The organism is Lacinutrix himadriensis (genome assembly GCF_001418105.1).
Classification (GTDB): Bacteria; Bacteroidota; Bacteroidia; order Flavobacteriales; family Flavobacteriaceae; genus Oceanihabitans; species Oceanihabitans himadriense.
The window spans coordinates 1-18,695 of the sequence record NZ_LIQI01000031.1 but is presented as its reverse complement, the minus strand read 5'-3'; the positions used below and the strand labels follow the sequence as shown (position 1 = coordinate 18,695).

The following is an 18,695-nucleotide window of genomic DNA, read 5'->3' as shown; positions in this document are numbered from 1 at the left end:
TTTATCTAACACAAAATATTCAATTCAACATAATGTTTGAAATCACACAATTAAAAGAAATGAAGCTTCCTGAGTTACAGGAAATAGCTAAAACTTTAAACGTATCAAAGTATCGTACTTTAAAAAAATTAGACTTAGTATATCAAATACTAGATCACCAAGCTGCAAATCCTAAAGCTGTAGCTGCAGTTGCACCAGTGGCAAAACCTGTTGAAAAAACAGAAGTAAAAAAACCAAGACAAAGAGTTCAAAAGCCTGCTACTCCAAAACCAGCAGCAAAAAAACCTACTCCAACGGCTCCTGTAAAAAGTGAAGAAGTTGCGGCTACAGAAACAAAGGTAGAAGAGCAACCAAAACACCAACCTAAACCGCAAGCGAAACCAAAACCAAGAGTTAAGCCGCAAGCAAAAAGAGAACCGCAAAAAGCGCAAAAAGAAAAAACAGATTCTAACAGCGACAAACCGGAAAGAGCTGAAAAGCCTAGAGAAAATAAAAAACCACAACACAAAAACCAAAACCAGAATAAAAATACTGGAAATAACGGAAACAAAGACACTAGAAATCGTTACAGAGAACCAGATTTTGAGTTCGATGCAATAATTGAAAGTGAAGGTGTTTTAGATGTTATGCAAGATGGTTACGGGTTTTTACGTTCCTCAGATTATAACTACTTATCCTCTCCTGATGATATTTATGTATCCCAATCACAAATTCGTTTATTCGGACTAAAAGTTGGAGATACCGTTTTAGGAAATGTACGTCCGCCAAAAGAAGGTGAAAAATATTTCCCATTAATTAAAGTAAGTAAAATAAATGGTCAAGATCCTAATGTAGTAAGAGATCGTGTTGCTTTCGAGCATTTAACGCCTTTATTTCCACAAGAGAAATTCAACATTGCCGAAAAGCAAGCGACTATCTCTACACGTATCATGGATCTGTTTGCACCAATTGGTAAAGGACAACGTGGTATGATTGTATCGCAACCAAAAACGGGTAAAACCATGCTACTTAAAGATGTTGCAAATGCTATTGCAGCAAATCATCCAGAAGTATATCAAATGATTTTACTAATTGATGAAAGACCAGAAGAGGTAACAGACATGCAACGTAATGTTCGTGGTGAAGTTATTGCTTCTACTTTTGATAAAGAAGCACACGAGCATGTAAAAATTGCAAACATTGTTTTAGAAAAAGCAAAACGTTTGGTAGAATGCGGACATGATGTAGTTATCCTTTTAGATTCTATAACACGTCTTGCAAGAGCATACAACTCGGTACAACCAGCATCTGGTAAAATATTAAGTGGTGGTGTAGATGCAAATGCATTACACAAGCCAAAACGTTTCTTTGGTGCAGCACGTAACATTGAAAACGGTGGATCTTTAACTATTATAGCTACCGCTTTAACAGAAACAGGTTCTAAGATGGATGAAGTAATCTTTGAAGAATTTAAAGGAACTGGTAACATGGAACTACAATTAGATCGTAAGATTTCTAACCGTAGAATTTTCCCTGCTATCGATTTAACCTCTTCTAGTACACGTCGTGATGATATTCTATTAGACGAAACAACTATTAAGAGAATGTGGGTAATGCGTAAGTATCTTGCAGATATGAATCCTGTAGAAGCTATGGAGTTCATTAACGAGAGATTTAAACAAACCAGAAACAACGAAGAGTTTTTAATTTCTATGAACGGATAAAACCACTTCACATATAATACATAAAAAAGCCTTGAGAATCGTCTCAAGGCTTTTTTTTATGCGCTTTCTATATACTTTATATTATTATACTTTACGTCTTTGGGCGTTTACTACTCCGCTTAACAAGTTTTATACATAGCTATTAACAAAATCTTAAAGCTACGTAGCACTGCGCTATACACTACTAGTTTTGGCTCAAAGCGTGCGCTCGCCAAAAGCTAACCGTTACTATCCCTAACGCAGTTTACAACAATGAAGCAAAATATAAGGCACAAAAAAAGCTCCTCCAATGGAGAAGCTTCTTATAATTTCTTGTAGAAGTTATTACGACTTATAGCGCAGCAACATACTTTGCTAAACCAGACTTAAGGTTGGCAGCTTTATTAGCATGTATAACATTTTTCTTAGCTAATCTATCTAACATAGATACTACAGAAGGAAATAAAGCATCTGCTTCTTTCTTATCTGTTAACTCACGTAACTTTTTGATAGCATTACGAGTTGTCTTATGTTGATATTTGTTTCTTAAACGTTTAGCTTCGTTACTTCTAATTCTTTTTAACGATGACTTATGATTTGCCATTTGTTTGTTTTTTTTCTTTTTATTAAAAAATGTAGCCCGTAGGGGAATCGAACCCCTCTTACATGGATGAAAACCATGCGTCCTAGCCGATAGACGAACGGGCCATTTTTGCTTTTGAGATTGCAAATATAATTATTATTTTTAAACCCACAATAATTATTTTAAATATTTACAATACTTTTCAAAAAACTCACAACGTTTCCATTGCGGATGCAAAAATACAACTATTTTTAAATGTTGCAATAGCTAAGCTATATTTTTTTTAAAAAATTTCAATTAATATGCTTTTGCAAACAATACTCTACGCTTAGAAGGGTTCCCTGTAAACACACATTTCCCATCTTCCTCTTTTGTATCCATTGGTATACAGCGTATTGTAGCTTTTGTAAGCTCTTGAATCTTATCTTCCGTTTCTGTTGTACCATCCCAGTGCGCAGAAATAAAACCTCCTTTATTATTTAAAATTTCTTTAAAATCATCAAAATTATCTACTTCTGTGATGTGAGAATCTCTAAAATCAAGTGCTTTTTTGTACAAACTATTCTGAATTTCTTCTAGAAGCGTTTCTACAGTCGACGTTAAATTATCTATCGCAATGACCTCTTTTGTTTTTGTATCTCGTCTAGCAATCTCTACAGTACCGTTTTCTAGGTCTTTTGGTCCAATAGCAATACGTAATGGCACTCCTTGTAATTCGTGTTGTGCAAACTTAGCTCCTGGTCTGTGCGTGTCTCTATTGTCATATTTTACAGAAACTCCTTTTGCATTTAAATCGCTTTTAATAAGGTTTGCAATTTTACTAACCGATTCAAATTGTTCTTCTGTTTTATATATAGGAACAATAACGACTTGGTTTGGAGCCAAACTTGGAGGTAACACCAATCCTTCATCATCACTATGCGTCATAATTAAAGCGCCCATTAATCTTGTAGAAACTCCCCAAGATGTTGCCCATACATAATCTTTTGTCCCTTCTTTAGAAGTAAACTTTACGTCGAATGCTTTAGCAAAATTCTGACCTAAAAAGTGAGAAGTACCTGCTTGTAATGCTTTTCCGTCTTGCATTAAAGCTTCAATACAATAGGTTTCGTCTGCACCTGCAAAACGTTCGCTTTCTGTTTTAACTCCTTTTACAACTGGAATTGCCATAAAGTTTTCCGCAAAGGTTGCGTAGACGTTATTCATTAATTCCGCTTCTTTAATAGCTTCTACTTTTGTTGCATGTGCAGTATGCCCTTCTTGCCATAAAAATTCTGCAGTACGAAGAAATAATCGAGTACGCATTTCCCAACGTACAACATTTGCCCATTGGTTAATTAATAAAGGTAAATCTCTATACGATTGTACCCATCCTTTAAAGGTATTCCAAATAATAGCTTCACTAGTTGGTCTTACTATTAATTCTTCTTCTAATTTTGCTTCCGGATCTACACGCAGTTTTCCTGGGTTATCTGGATCGCTTTGTAATCTATAATGTGTAACAATAGCACATTCTTTTGCAAAGCCTTCTGCATTTTTTTCTTCTGCTTCAAACAAACTTTTAGGTACAAAAAGGGGAAAGTACGCGTTTTGATGTCCTGTTTCTTTAAACATTTTATCTAATTCGGCTTGCATCTTTTCCCAAATGGCATACCCATAAGGTTTAATTACCATGCATCCACGAACTGCTGAGTTCTCCGCTAAATCAGCCTTTACGACCAATTCGTTATACCATTTTGAGTAGTCTTCTGCTCTACTTGTTAGTTTTTTGCTCATATACAGGGTTTTGGCACAAATATTGTGACTATGTTAAATAATGAAATAGTTCAGCAAAACTAACTATTTTTGTATAGTTCAACAATTAAATCTTAAGAGATATGCAATTTAAAAAATACACCAAAGCACAAATGCCTTTTTTAGCGCTATTAGCTATTGCTTTTGTTTTGGCTTCATGTGGTTCATCACAATATGTTAGCGAAGACAATGATGGTATTTATGGAACAAGCCAAGAACCTGTAACAAATAATGATGTAGCTCAAGACAATAGCAGTTTATACTACAAAAATTACTTTCAAGAACAAGCTACAGAATATGACTACATAACAGAGGAAGAAGAACAAGAAGAAGTTTTCACAGATATTGACTCTTATGAAGGTAACTATGTCGAGCAAGATAGCAACACAGAACAACAATCTTATGCAGGATGGGGACAAGACACTAATGATGTTACCATAAATGTATACTCTAATTTTGGTGGTTATGGTTACAATAATTGGTACAGACCTTACGGATATGGTTATTACGGATATTCTCCTTACTGGAGTTATGGTTGGGGTTACTCTGGTTTTTATGATCCTTTTTGGGGTTCTCCTTATTATAGCGGATATTATGGTTACGGAGGATATTATAACTCCCCATATTGGAACAACTACGGTTACCACAATCATTACGGTAGAAATAATGTTGCATACCACAACTCAAGACGTGGTACTAACTTAATCAGACATAATAGTATCTCTAGAAGAAGTAGCGCTATAAGCGGAAGAAATACAACTAGACCTAGAACGCAAACAACATCTCCTAGAAGTGGAAACTCTACAGCAACGCAATCTACTACTAGACCTAGAACAAATACTACGACAACAACTAGACCTAGAACAAACACTACTACAGCACCTAGAACAAATACTACGACAAAACCTAGAGTTAAATCTACTAGAACTAGAACAAACACTACGACAACAAGACCTAGAACAAGCACCTACTCTACGCCTAGGTCTTCTTCAAATGGAAGTAGTTCTTCCACAAGAAGTAGCTCTTCTAGCAGAAGTAGTTCTTCTAGTAGAAGCAGTAGCAGAAGATAAATTCAATTTCAAAAAAAAAAAAAAATACTAACGAGCTAACAAACCAATTTATTTAAAGGTGTTAGCTCGTTTTATTTATACTAATTAAATTAATTACACATGAAAAAAGGAATCTTATTATGCTTAGGCTTTATAACTATTTCACTAACTAATGCACAGGACATTACAGATGCTTTACGTTATGCTAAAGATGATGTTCAAGGAACTGCAAGGTATAGAGCATTAAGTGGTGCTTTTGGAGCCCTTGGTGGAGATATGAGTGCTATAACTATTAACCCTGCAGGATCTTCTGTCTTTAATGATAGCCACATCTCTCTATCTTTATCCAATCAGAACAACAAAACAGAAACGCAATATTTTAACGGAAAAGAGAGTTCTTCAGATTCGAATATCGATTTAAATCAAATTGGTGCTGCTTTTGTTTTTAATAACGGAAATGCAAATTCGAAATGGAAAAAATTTACATTAGGAATTTCCTATAATAAAATTGAAGATTATAATAACGATTGGTCTGTCCAAGGAACAAATACTAGCAACTCTATTGGGAATTATTTTTTAGAAAATGCACAAGGTCAGGAGCTGTTTGTGTTTTATCCTTCTAACAACGAATTATCGCAATACTTTAACATTAATGAAAACATTATTGCTAACAATAATAATTTATACAACGAATTGAGTTACCAATTTCTAGGAGAAGTAGAAAACAGCCAACAGCAACAAAATTTTTTAGGGTATCAATCTTTTATTTTAGAACCAGAAACAACGGACAACACCAATACCGTTTACACATCTAATATAAAAGATGGTGAATACAGACAAGAACATACGTATGTTGCAACTGGTTATAACGGAAAATTCACAATTAACGCTTCTACTCAATATGGCGAAAACTTATTCTTAGGAGTTAACATCAATACCCATTTTATAAACTACGAACGTTCCACATACTTATTTGAACAAAATAACAACGCAGGCTCTTTAATTAATGAAGTTGGTTTTGAAAACAACTTAAGAACTATTGGCTCTGGAGTATCGTTACAACTTGGTGGTATTTTAAAAGTAGCAAAACAACTAAGAATCGGGTTGTCTTATGATACACCTACTTGGTACACCATTGAAGATGAAACTAGCCAATCTATTAAAACGTTAAGTTATGATGGTATTGCTTTAGAAGATGGAAGTACTTTTTACAATGCCAATATAAATCCTAGAGTGATTAATTTGTACCAACAATACAATCTAAAAACACCTGGAAAATTAACGGGAAGTCTAGCTTATGTTTTTGGAACTAGTGGTTTATTAAGTTTTGATTATTCGATGAAAGATTATAGTAATACAAAATTCAAACCTACTTCAGACGCTTATTTTTCTTATCAAAATAGTATTATTAACGATAACCTAACTACTGCAGCTACTTATAAAATAGGTGGTGAATACAAAATAAAACAGTTTAGTTTAAGAGGCGGTTATAGATTGGAAGAAAGCCCTTATAAAGACGATGAAACCGTTGGAGACTTAACAGGGTATTCTTTAGGTTTAGGTTATAACTTTGGAAAACTAAAATTAGATCTAACTTTCGATCAATGGCAAAGAGAAACAAACTATCAATTATATCAAGTTGGTTTAACAGATGCTGCAAATTTAGACAGTAAAAATGCTAATATTACCATGTCTGTTAGTTTTAACTTATAAACCCAAATAAGCATTAAGCATAAAAAAACCTGAACAATAATTGTTCAGGTTTTTTTTATATCCAGTTTTGTTCTTTTACCTTTTTAAAGAGAAATGAGCTGTAAATTCTTTTTGGCTTTTACCTTCTACATCATTATCCACTTTGTATGCTATAGAGAACCAATAATCATTGGGAGGTAATGGTCTCCCTTTAAAAGTACCATCCCATCCTTTACTTCCAGGACTTAGTTCTTTTAGCAACTTTCCATATCTATCAAAAATAGAAATTTTAGCACCTAATAAATCACCTATTCCTAAAATTTGCCAGGTATCATTATAACCATCATTATTTGGAGTAAACAACAACGGATAACCAACTACAAGAACATTAATAGTAGCTTTTCCGCAACCATTAATATCTCTTGCTGTTAGGATATGATTTCCAGGAAGCACATCTTTAAACAAGAATGTATTCGTTCCATTATTTAAAAAAACACCATTATCTAAACTAAATTCAAAAACGGTATCATTATTACTTACAATATTTGCTTCAATCACATGGATACTTGCAAAAGTATTTGTTATTACTTCTGCTGTAAAATCTACAGGAGGAGAACCTTCGGTAATGATGGAGATGGTACCTGGATCACCAATTTCTGTAGAACATGTTGTACTATTATCTGTTACTAATACATTATAAATTCCTGCTATTGTTGGAGCAAAAAAAGAATCGGTACTCAAAACGGTATTTGGATCACTAGTTTCCGTCCATTCAAAACTAAAATCTGCTGTAGATAATCCTGTTTTTATTATTGGATTAGTAATTTCTTCGGTTCCATTAGTAAAAGTACATATAAAATAATCCTCTAAAGAAACTTGTGGCTTCTGTATTACTTCCAAATCTAAAGCACCTAACACATAACATGCTGTTGCGCTAGAAGTTGTATTATCTATTCTAACTACAATGGTTTCATTAGGCGAATCATTTACATAAAAATCAGGTAATTGATTTTCTATAGCATGAGCGTCTATTTCATTTGAAAAATAAGAAACCGAAAAGGAGTTTGCGTCTAATCCATTTCGTATTTCATCATCCCATAGATGCAATTCAAATTCACCAATACCATCGTTTTCCTCTAAATTATCACAAATCACATAAGGCTGTATTGCATTTGAAATGACTGGCTTTTCTAAAAACTTTACTTCATAAGTATACGTTTTTAAAAGGTTTCCCGAAATATCAAAAGCTTCTGCGACATAAGTATTAGAAGCCATTGCGAAAAACACCTCATCATTTTCATTTGGTATAAGCACTAAGGAACCCGGATTTAAAACATCATCTTGATACCAGATATAAGAATCTGCATTTGTAGTTTGCGCATCTAACGCTAATGCATCTCCTTCACAAGCTTCTATTTCTTCAAGAATAGAACAATCTGTAGATCCAGCACCAGAACTTTGATTTACTGTTATATACCCAAATTGACCAGAATAATTCGTTATTAATAACAAATAATATTCTCCTAAAATGGCATTATCAATACTGGCTATTTCTGTTTCACTAGGAGAATAGCTGCAGTCGATTATATTTAAACTTGTTAAACCAGAATCACAGGCATCTAAAACATCTACAAATGGTCCGTATAATATAAAATCTACATCTAAATTTGGAACACCATTTAAGGTACTACTTTGTTCAATATTCAATTCGACATCACCACTTTCTCCAATTTTTAGAAAAAACCAAGCAGGATAAGGTTGCGTACTTAAACAACCATAATTTGGTCCTGCTTCTGCTGTTAAACTACTTGAAGTGTTTTCAAAAGAAAGCTCTGATGAACTACAAATAGGATCTGCAGAAATACAGCCCATATCATTTCCACTTTGTTGACCAAAACAAAAAACAAAAGGCAAAAGTAATAATAGGCAAAAAAGATAATTTCTTATGTTATTCAATAGTTTAGATAGTTATAGTATTAATTTACCTTTTTAAAGTAAAATGGGCTACAAACTCTTTGGCACTTGTATCTTCTAAATCATTAGGGTCAATATATTCTAAAGAGAACCAATAATCACTAGACGGTAAAGGTTGCCCATTAAATGTTCCATCCCAACCAAGGCTAGTCGGACTTAGTTGTTTTAGTAATTTACCATATCTATCAAAAATATAAATTACGGCATCTGGATTAATACCAGAAATTTGCCATGTATCATTATGTCCATCATTATTTGGTGTGAAAAACAAAGGATAGTCTAATACAAAAATGGTGAAATCATCATCTCCACAACCATCGGCATCTCTAACGGTTATCGTATGATTTCCAGAAGAAACATTACCAAACGTATATACATTTGTTCCGTTACTTTCAAAAGGACCATTATCAATACTAAACTCATAAGATGCTCCAGGAATATTATCTACACTTGCTTGAAGCACATTTTCACTTGCAAATGTTTCCGAAAGAATCACAACGTCTAATCCTGTTGGCGGAATACTATTTGTTACAACAGTCATGGTATTAGGATCCCCAACAACAGTTACACAACCCGTATTATTATTTGTTATAAACACACTATACGTTCCAGCAACTATTGGCTCATAAAAAGAATCTGTACCTAAAATAGTAGTAGGATTAGCAGCTTCTGTCCATTCAAAGGAATAATCTACTGTAGACAAACCAGTTTCTATTGTTGGATCATTCACAATATTACCATCATTATCCATACATAGTATAAAGGAATCCTGTAGATCTACAATCGGTCTAGGATTCACGGTAAATGTTTCTACTACGGAACAGCCATTATTATCTGTATACGTAATATCTACTGTACCACCATTTACTCCTGTTACCAATCCTGTATTATCTACTGTAGCTATTGTTGTATCTGAGGAAACCCATGGCGATGTTGCATTTGCTGTTCCACTTCCTGTTAATTGCGTATCATCTTCTATACATACCAATAAAACACCTGTAATTGTTGGCGTTGCATTTACAGATACTGTTGTTGTTATATCACAACCGTTAGTGTCTGTATAGGTAATATCTGCTGTTCCAGCGCTTACTCCTGTTACTAATCCTGTATTAGAAACTGTAGCTATTGCCGTATCTGAAGAAACCCAAGGTGTTGTTACACCTGCTGTTCCGCTTCCTGTTAATTGCGTATCACTTGCTTCGCAAATAATCAAGTTTCCTGAAATGGTTGGAATGGCATTAATAGTAACGGTTACTGTTACATCACAACCATTATCTGAAGTATATGTAATATTAGATGTTCCGTTACTTACTCCTGTTACCAACCCTGTATTGTCTACAGTAGCTACTGCAGTATTTGAAGAAACCCAAGGCGTTGTAGCATTTGCTATTCCACTTCCAGTTAACTGTGTAACATCTCCTTCACAAGCACTTAAAGTTCCTGTGATTGTTGGCGTTGAATTAATAGTAACTGTTACTGTTACATCACATCCATTACCATCTGTATAGGTAATATCTGCTGTTCCATTACTTACCCCTGTTACCAATCCTGCATTATCTACAGTAGCGATTGCTATATCTGAAGAAACCCAAGGATTTGTTGCAGCTGCTGTTCCACTTCCTGTTAACAAAGTAGTATCGCCTTCACAAGCAATTAAAGTTCCTGTAATTGTTGGTGTTGCATTAATAGTTACCGTTACCGTTATATCACAACCATTTGCGTCGGTATATGTAATATCGGCTGTTCCAGCACTTACTCCTGTTACCAATCCTGCATTATCTACAGTCGCTATTGCTATATCTGAAGAAATCCAAGGCGTAGTTGCATTTGCTGTTCCACTACCTGTTAACTGTGTAACATCTCCTTGACAAGCACTTAAAGTTCCTGTGATTGTTGGCACTGTAACCGCTACTGTAACTGTTACTGTACAATCGTTATTATCTGTGTACGTAATATCTGCAGTACCACTACTTATCCCTGTTACCAATCCGGTATTATCTACCGTCGCTATTGCAGTATCAGAAGAAACCCATGGCGATGTTGCATTTGCTGTTCCGCTTCCTGTTAATTGCGTATCATCTCCTGTACATACCGATAATATACCAGTAATTGTTGGTGTTGGATTAATAGTTACTGTTACCGTGATATCACAACCATTAGCGTCGGTATACGTAATATCTGAAGTTCCAGCACTTACTCCCGTTACTAATCCAGCATTATCAATAGTTGCTATTGTTATATCTGAAGAAATCCAAGGTGTTGTTGCAGCTGCTGTTCCACTTCCTGTTAATTGCGTATCACTTCCTTCGCAAATAATTAAGTTTCCTGAAATAGTTGGAATGGCGTTAATAGTTACTGTTACCGTTACATCACAACCATTATCGGATGTATATGTAATATCGGTTGTTCCGTTACTTACTCCTGTCACCAACCCTGTGCTATCTACTGTAGCTACTGCCGTATCTGAAGAAATCCAAGGCGTTGTTGCATTTGCTATTCCACTTCCTGTTAACTGTGTAACATCTCCTTCACAAGCACTTAATGTTCCTGTAATTGTTGGCGTTACATTAATCGTTACTGTTGCCGTCACATCACAACCATTAGCATCGGTATAGGTGATATCTGCTGTTCCTGTACTTACTCCTGTTACAACTCCAGAATTATCCACTGTAGCTATTGTAGTATCTGAAGAAACCCAAGGTGTTGTTGCATTTGCTGTTCCACTTCCTGTTAATGTAGTAGTGTCTCCTTCGCAAGCACTTAAAGTTCCTGTGATTGTTGGAATGGCATTAGTAGTTACTGTAACCGTTACATCACAACCATTAACGTCTGTATATGTAATATCGGCTGTTCCAATACTTACTGCTGTTACCAATCCGGCATTATCTATTGTAGCTACTGCCATATCTGATGAAATCCATGGCGTAGTTGCGTTTGCTGTTCCACTTCCTGTTAATTGCGTGGTAAGTCCTAAACAAACACTTAAAGTTCCGGTGATTGTTGGCGTTGCATTTATAGTAACGTTTTCTGTTACTACACAACCATTATCATCGGTATACGTAATACCTACTGTTCCATTACTTATTCCTGTTACCAATCCGGTATTATCTACTGTAGCTATTGCTGTATCAGAAGACACCCATGGTGTTGTTGCACTTGCTGTTCCATTTCCTGTTAATTGCGTAGTATCTCCTATACATGCAGAAAATGTTCCTGTAACTATTGGCGTTGTACAATTCATAGCTGTACACGTAAACGTAGTTGCTTCAAAACATACTCCTGCTCCTCCTATTGGTGTTACTGTTATTATAACAGAATCACTTGCCACTATAGGGTCAGAGGCTGTGGATGTTGCTGTATAGGTTAAAACATTACCAATATCTCCAATGTTTACTACTGGGTTTCCGTTAATCTGATAAGAAACCGTATAGGATGTAGCTCCAGCTATTGTATTCCAATTAAATTGTGTAGAAGTGGTAGTAGAAGTTCCACAACTTACAGAAGGAGATAGTATTGGGTCGATGGTAACCGTTACCGTTACAGTACAACCATTAGCATCGGTATATGTAATATCTGATGTTCCACTAGTTACTCCTGTTACTAAACCTGAAGTATCTACTGTAGCTACTCCGGTATCTGAAGAAACCCATGGCGCTGTTGCGTTTGCTGTTCCACTTCCAGTTAATTGAGTAGTAGATCCTAAACATGCTCTTAAAGTACCTGTAATTGTTGGCGTTGCATTTATGGTAACTGTTTCTGTTACAACACAACCAGTATCATTAGTATAGGTAATATCTGCTGTTCCGCTAGTTACTCCCGTTACTAATCCTGTGCCATCTATTGTAGCTACTGCTGTATCAGAAGAAACCCACGGCGTTGTTGCGTTAGCTGTTCCATCTCCTGTTAATTGTGTGGTAAATCCTTCACAAATACTTAAAGTTCCTGTGATGGTTGGTGTTGCATTTATAGTAACGTTTTCTGTTACTACACAACCATTATCATCGGTATAGGTAATACCTACTGTTCCATTACTTATTCCTGTTACCAATCCTGTATTATCAACTGTAGCTATTGCGGTATCTGAGGATACCCATGGCGCCGTTGTATTTGCAGTTCCACTTCCTGTTAATTGGGTAGTTTCTCCTTCACAAGCACTTAAAGTTCCCGTAATTGTTGGTGTTGTACAATTCATAGCTGTACAAGTAAAAGTAGTTGCTTCAAAACAGGTTCCTGTTGCTCCAATTGGTGTAACCGTTATTGTCACTGTATCCCCTGCTACTATAGGATCAGAAGCTGTGGATGTTGCTGTATACGTCAAAACATTACCAACGTCTCCTATGTTTACGATTGGATTTCCGTTAATCTGATACGAAACCGTATACGATGTCGTTCCAACTATGGTATTCCAATTAAATTGTGTGGAAGTCGTAGTAGAAGTTCCACAACTTATAGCTGGAGATAGTATTGGGTTGATCGTTACCGTTTCGGTTACATCACATCCGTTATCATCGGTATACGTAATATCTGATGTTCCACTACTTACTGCCGTTACTAAACCTGAAGCATCTACTGTAGCGACTCCGGTATCTGAAGAAACCCATGGTGCTGTTGCATTTGCTGTTCCACTTCCTGTTAATTGTGTCGTTTGTGCCAAACAAGCACTTAAAGTTCCTGTGATAGTTGGTGCAGTACAATTGACAGCAGTACATGTAAAACTACTCGCTTCAAAACAAGTTCCTGCTCCTCCTAATGGTGTTACTGTTATTGTCACCGTATCTCCTGCAACAATAGGATCTGAAACTGTTGATGTTGCGGTATACGTTAAAATATTACCAATGTTTCCAATACTTACTATTGGGTTTGAACCAATTTGATAAGAAACCGTATATCCTGTAGCTCCTGGTATTGCACCCCAATTAAATTGCGCAGAACTGGTAGTAGAAGTTCCACAACTTATAGAAGGAGAAAGTATCGGATTAATGGTTACTGTTACTGTTCCAACACATCCTGTATTATCTGAATAGGTAATGTCTGCTGTTCCAGGACTTACTCCTGTTACCAACCCTGTGTTATCTACGGTAGCTACTGCTGTATCTGAAGAAACCCATGGTGTAGTTGCACTTGGTATTCCACTTCCTGCTAATTGCGTAGTGTCTCCTTCGCAAATACTTAAATCTCCTGTGATTATTGCTCCGCCATTTACATTAATAGTTACATCTCTTGTAACCACAGACACAGGAAAACCACAATCTGGAGTATATTCTACTTGAGCAGTATAGGTTGTAGTTGCTGTAGGGCAAACATTTAAAGTTACATTATTACTTATTACAGCGCCTGTATCATCTAACCAAGAGAAGGTATAATTATCGGATGGTGTACCATCAGAAGGTACAAATTGCCAAGCCTCTAGACTTGCATGCCAATCCCCTGTATTTCTATTTGGAGATGTAGGTGTATACGCTACTGTTCCTGCATTATTTTGAATTCCAATTAAAGCACTTCCTCCACTATTCCAAGTAGTACATACTGGTTTGTCTAAAATAAGTACCTCTATGATATTTGTTGTTTCATAAAAGATCATCATTTGCGTGGTTCGCAATTCATTACAATCGTATTGCGGTACATTAAAATAACTATATATAAAGGCTCTAAACGGCGCTGTTCCTTTTATTTCCCATCCAATTTCTAACAGATTTGGATCTCCAACACTTGGATCCATATCATGAGCTGCTCCAAATATATTGGCTTCGCCTAAGGTAGAATTTGTATTATTAGGTATGGTTTGGTTAAAGGACCAATTATTAGAACCACCACCAGTATCAGACGGATCTATATCAAATCGTATCACCCCATTACCACCAACTTGCACTTGATTATAACTATCACCAAAAAAACAAAAATCAAAAGGTAAGTTTATTGGATCTGTCCATGCATCATCAATATAACCATTATTAAAAAATACTTGATTTGCTAAATTTGAAAAATTAAATTGTGGCGCAAAAGGGATACTTTCTACGGTATACGCATCTGTATTACCAAACTCTGTAAAATTGGCCGTAAGGTCTGTACACGTAGTTACACAATCTAGATCAAAACCATTAGAAGAAGTAATATCTAAAGAATGAGAACCTGGTCCTGAACTTAAAGGTGTTTGCTGCCCAACTTGAGCGCATAGAAATTGAACTAGAAAAAAGCTAAATAAAGATAATAATCTTTTCATGAAGAGAGATTTACATAAATGATATCGTAACAAAAAACTAACTTTAGGTTACTAATCATGATATTTAATTAGAATTAATCTCGAAAATTAAGAAAAATTTTGCGAAAATTTAGTTAAATTATCTTGAAATAATAAATACTTCATTTATATTATAGAATAAAAATAGGCATCTGTTTTAATCCCTTTTTTTTATAATTATTTCTATTTCCTTGTAAAGAGAATAAAATCAATACCTTTAGCATCTCTGTTTCCAATTATCTTTTTAAAGTAAAATGTCCGTTAAATACTTTTTTCCTAGTATCTAATTGATTGTTTGGATCTCTATATTCTAATGTAAACCAATAATCACTAGATGGTAATTCTTGCCCGTTTAAAGTTCCATCCCAACCTTCATTATTTGAATTTAATTGTTTTAGCAACTTACCATATCTGTCATAAATAGAAACCTTAGCATCCAATGGATTCTTTAAACCTATAATTTGCCAAGTATCATTGTATCCATCATTATTTGGTGTAAAAAACAACGGATAATCTAAAATAAAAACGGTTGTACTTATCGTTCCACAACCTGCAACATCTATAGCTGTCACTTCGTGTTCTCCAGAAGTCACATTGTAAAACACATATTCGTTTGTTCCATTACTTTCAAAAGTATTCCCATCTAAACTAAATGCATAAACAATTCCCGGCTCTTCATTCACTCGGACTTCTATTATGCTTTCGTTTGCAAATGTTTCCGAAGTAATTATCGCGTTTAATCCACTTGGGATAATACTACTAGTTACTGTTGTTATCGAATTAATGTCCCCAACAACAGTAGAACAACCAGTAACAGCATTAGTGACTAGCACATTATAAATCCCCGAAACCATAGGCTCGTAATAAGTATTGGTTCCTAAAACTACGGATGGATTACTTATTTCTGTCCATTCAAACAAATAGTCTGTTATCGATAAATCGGAATCTATTCTTGGTTGATTAATGATATTTCCTTCGGAATCTAAACAGATTAAAAATTCATCTTGTAAATCTACAACCGGTAAAGGAAGCACTGAAAAGGATACTATTTCTGTATCTGTATTACATATTCCAGATACACTATACATAACGGAATATGTTGTATTAGGAATAGCATTAACAACTTCTCCCGAAACACCATCGATACTTGCTCCATCTGTTGGTACTGGATTAAAACTAAAAGCACCACCTATATCTCCTGTAACATTTGCCGTTGCTCCATTACAATTTGGAAGCATATTAAAAGACGCATCAACTAGCGGCGTAACATTTATAGCTAATGTATTTCCTAACAAACTAGAACAAGTAGTTATAGGATTTATTATAGTCTCTAAGGTTATTGTTTGGTTTACGATTGCACCTATAACACTAATTTGTGCTTCGCCTAAAGGATTTAAAACCACTTGCTGAGTTCCTCCTCCATTAACATTATAAAAAACTTCGTTTCCTGGATCGCCAGAAATAGTAAAAATAGCGACATCTCCTTCACAAATATCGGAATTACCGGTTAATGATATTAGGCTTGGATTCGCATTTATCGTTACGGTTTCGCTGTTACTTAATACTCCAGAACAGCTTGTCGTTGGATTAGTAACATTGGTTAGATTTATCGTTTGATTTGTGGTTGCTCCCGTTACAGTTACTATTGCAACTCCCGAAGCATCCAAAGTTACTGGACTTGCTGGTGTTCCTGTGATTCCTGTATAATCGACAATATCACCTGCTGTTCCTGTAATAGTAAAACTTGCTGTTCCGCCAGAACAAGTACTGGTATTACTACTTAATGAAACTGTTGGATTTGCATTTATCGTTACCGTTTCGCTATTACTTAATACTCCCGAACAGCTTGTTGCTGGATTGCTAACATTTGTTAAATTTATCGTTTGATCTGTGGTTACTCCCGTTACGCTGATGGTTCAATCCCAAGCATCTAAAGTACCGGACTTGCTGGCGACCTGTGATTCCGGTATAATCTACGATGTCGCCTGCTGTTCCTGTAATAGTAAAACTTGCTGTTCCCCAGAACAAGTACTGGTATTACTACTTAATGAAACTGTTGGATTTGCATTTATCGTTACCGTTTCACTGTTACTTAATACTCCGGAACAGCTTGTCGTTGGATTGCTAACATTCGTTAGATTTAGGGTTTGATCTGTGGTTACTCCAGCTACGTTCACTATTGCAACTCCCGAAGCATCTAAAGTCACCGGACTTGCTGGCGAACCTGTTACTCCTGTGTAATCGACGATGTCGCCTGCGTTCCTGTAATGGTAAATTGCTGTTCCCCAGAACAAGTGAAGTATTACTACTTAATGCAACTATTGGATTTGCATTTATTATTACCGTTTCGCTATTACTTAATACTCCGGAACAACTTGTCGCTGGATTAGTAACATTGGTTAGATTTATGGTTTGATTTGTGGTTGCTCCCGTTACAGTTACTATTGCAACTCCCGAAGCATCTAAAGCTACTGGACTTGCCGGTGAACCTGTGATTCCGGTATAATCTACAATATCACCTGCGGTTCCTGTAATGGTAAATGTTCTGTTCCGCCAGAACAAGTAGATGTATTACTCTTAATAACTGTTGGATTTGCATTTATCGTTACGGTTTCGGTATTACTTAATACTCCAGAACAACTTGTCGTTGGATTAGTAACATTAGTTAGATTTATCGTTTGGTTTACAGTCACTCCTGCTACAGTGACTATTGCTATTCCCGAAGCATCCAAAATCACCGGACTTGCTGGCGAGCCTGTGACTCCTGTGTAATCTACAATATCACCTGCTGTTCCTGTAATGGTGAAACTTGCTGTTCCGCCAGAACAAGTGGATGTATTACTACTTAATAAAACTGTTGGATTTGCATTTATCGTTACTGTTTCAGTGTTACTTAATACTCCAGAACAACTTGTCGTTGGATTAGTTACATTGGTTAGATTTATGGTTTGATTTGTGGTTACTCCAATTACGGTGACTATTGCTATTCCCGAAGCATCCAAAGTTACCGGACTTGCCGGTGAACCCGTGATTCCGGTATAATCTACGATGTCGCCTGCTGTTCCTGTAATAGTAAAACTTGCTGTTCCGCCAGAACAAGTACTGGTATTACTACTTAATAAAACTGTTGGATTTGCATTTATCGTTACTGTTTCAGTGTTACTTAATACTCCAGAACAACTTGTCGTTGGATTAGTTACATTGGTTAGATTTATGGTTTGATTTGTGGTTACTCCAATTACGGTGACTATTGCTATTCCCGAAGCATCCAAAGTTACCGGACTTGCCGGTGAACCCGTGATTCCGGTATAATCTACGATGTCGCCTGCTGTTCCTGTAATAGTAAAACTTGCTGTTCCGCCAGAACAAGTACTGGTATTACTACTTAATGAAACTGTTGGATTTGCATTTATTATTACCGTTTCGCTATTAGTAAGTATTCCAGAACAACTTGTCGTTGGATTGCTAACATTCGTTAGATTTATGGTTTGACCTGTGGTTACTCCAGCTACGTTGACTATTGCAACTCCCGAAGCATCTAAAGTTACTGGACTTGCCGGTGAACCTGTGATTCCAGTATAATCGACAATATCACCCGCTGTTCCTGTAATGGTAAATGTTGCTGTTCCACCAGAACAAGTACTGGTATTACTGCTTAATGTTACCGTTGGATTCGCATTTAT

10 protein-coding genes and 1 tRNA gene are annotated in these 18,695 nt (G+C 35.8%); 3 read left to right on the top strand and 8 right to left on the bottom strand.

The window, feature by feature from the left end:
• Positions 1-32: 32 nt before the first annotated feature.
• Entirely contained in the window at positions 33-1,703 is a 1,671-nt protein-coding gene (rho, locus tag AMD28_RS16020) for a transcription termination factor Rho (protein WP_055445161.1), read from the top strand.
• A 331-nt stretch (positions 1,704-2,034) separates the two neighbouring features.
• Here rho and rpsT read toward each other — a convergent pair whose 3' ends face one another.
• The 3 genes from rpsT to proS all read right to left on the bottom strand — a co-directional run bounded on the left by rpsT (position 2,035) and on the right by proS (position 4,041).
• Entirely contained in the window at positions 2,035-2,286 is a 252-nt protein-coding gene (rpsT, locus tag AMD28_RS16015; RefSeq protein WP_055445377.1) for a 30S ribosomal protein S20, read from the bottom strand.
• Between the two features lie 32 nt (positions 2,287-2,318).
• A tRNA-Glu gene (locus AMD28_RS16010) sits at positions 2,319-2,390 on the bottom strand.
• 172 nt (positions 2,391-2,562) lie between these two features.
• Positions 2,563-4,041 carry a proline--tRNA ligase gene (gene proS / locus AMD28_RS16005; protein WP_055445160.1) on the bottom strand — a complete coding sequence of 493 codons (1,479 nt, stop codon included), beginning with the start codon at positions 4,039-4,041 and terminating at the stop codon, positions 2,563-2,565.
• A 101-nt stretch (positions 4,042-4,142) separates the two neighbouring features.
• Here proS and AMD28_RS16000 point away from each other — a divergent pair, with 101 nt between their 5' ends.
• Complete coding sequence (locus AMD28_RS16000; protein WP_055445159.1) at positions 4,143-5,129, top strand: hypothetical protein; 987 nt, start codon at positions 4,143-4,145, stop codon at positions 5,127-5,129.
• Positions 5,130-5,228: 99 nt separating this feature from the next.
• Entirely contained in the window at positions 5,229-6,821 is a 1,593-nt protein-coding gene (locus AMD28_RS15995; RefSeq protein WP_055445158.1) for an OmpP1/FadL family transporter, read from the top strand.
• A gap of 75 nt (positions 6,822-6,896) precedes the next feature.
• Here AMD28_RS15995 and AMD28_RS18955 read toward each other — a convergent pair whose 3' ends face one another.
• The 5 genes from AMD28_RS18955 to AMD28_RS18650 form a co-directional block, all read right to left on the bottom strand.
• Positions 6,897-8,672 (bottom strand): T9SS type B sorting domain-containing protein, encoded by a 1,776-nt coding sequence (locus AMD28_RS18955; protein WP_241492534.1) that lies wholly within the window; start codon positions 8,670-8,672, stop codon positions 6,897-6,899.
• Between the two features lie 109 nt (positions 8,673-8,781).
• Positions 8,782-14,994 carry an Ig-like domain-containing protein gene (locus AMD28_RS15985; RefSeq protein WP_055445156.1) on the bottom strand — a complete coding sequence of 2,071 codons (6,213 nt, stop codon included), beginning with the start codon at positions 14,992-14,994 and terminating at the stop codon, positions 8,782-8,784.
• Positions 14,995-15,248: 254 nt separating this feature from the next.
• The gene (locus AMD28_RS18950) at positions 15,249-16,679 is read right to left on the bottom strand and encodes a T9SS type B sorting domain-containing protein (protein WP_055445155.1); all 1,431 of its coding nucleotides are present in this window, start codon (positions 16,677-16,679) and stop codon (positions 15,249-15,251) included.
• 306 nt (positions 16,680-16,985) lie between these two features.
• Positions 16,986-17,306, bottom strand: a complete 321-nt coding sequence (locus AMD28_RS15975) for a hypothetical protein (protein ID WP_055445154.1) — start codon at positions 17,304-17,306, stop codon at positions 16,986-16,988.
• 213 nt (positions 17,307-17,519) lie between these two features.
• Positions 17,520-18,695: beta strand repeat-containing protein (locus tag AMD28_RS18650; protein ID WP_420806058.1), on the bottom strand; the 1,176-nt coding region annotated here is incomplete at its 5' end.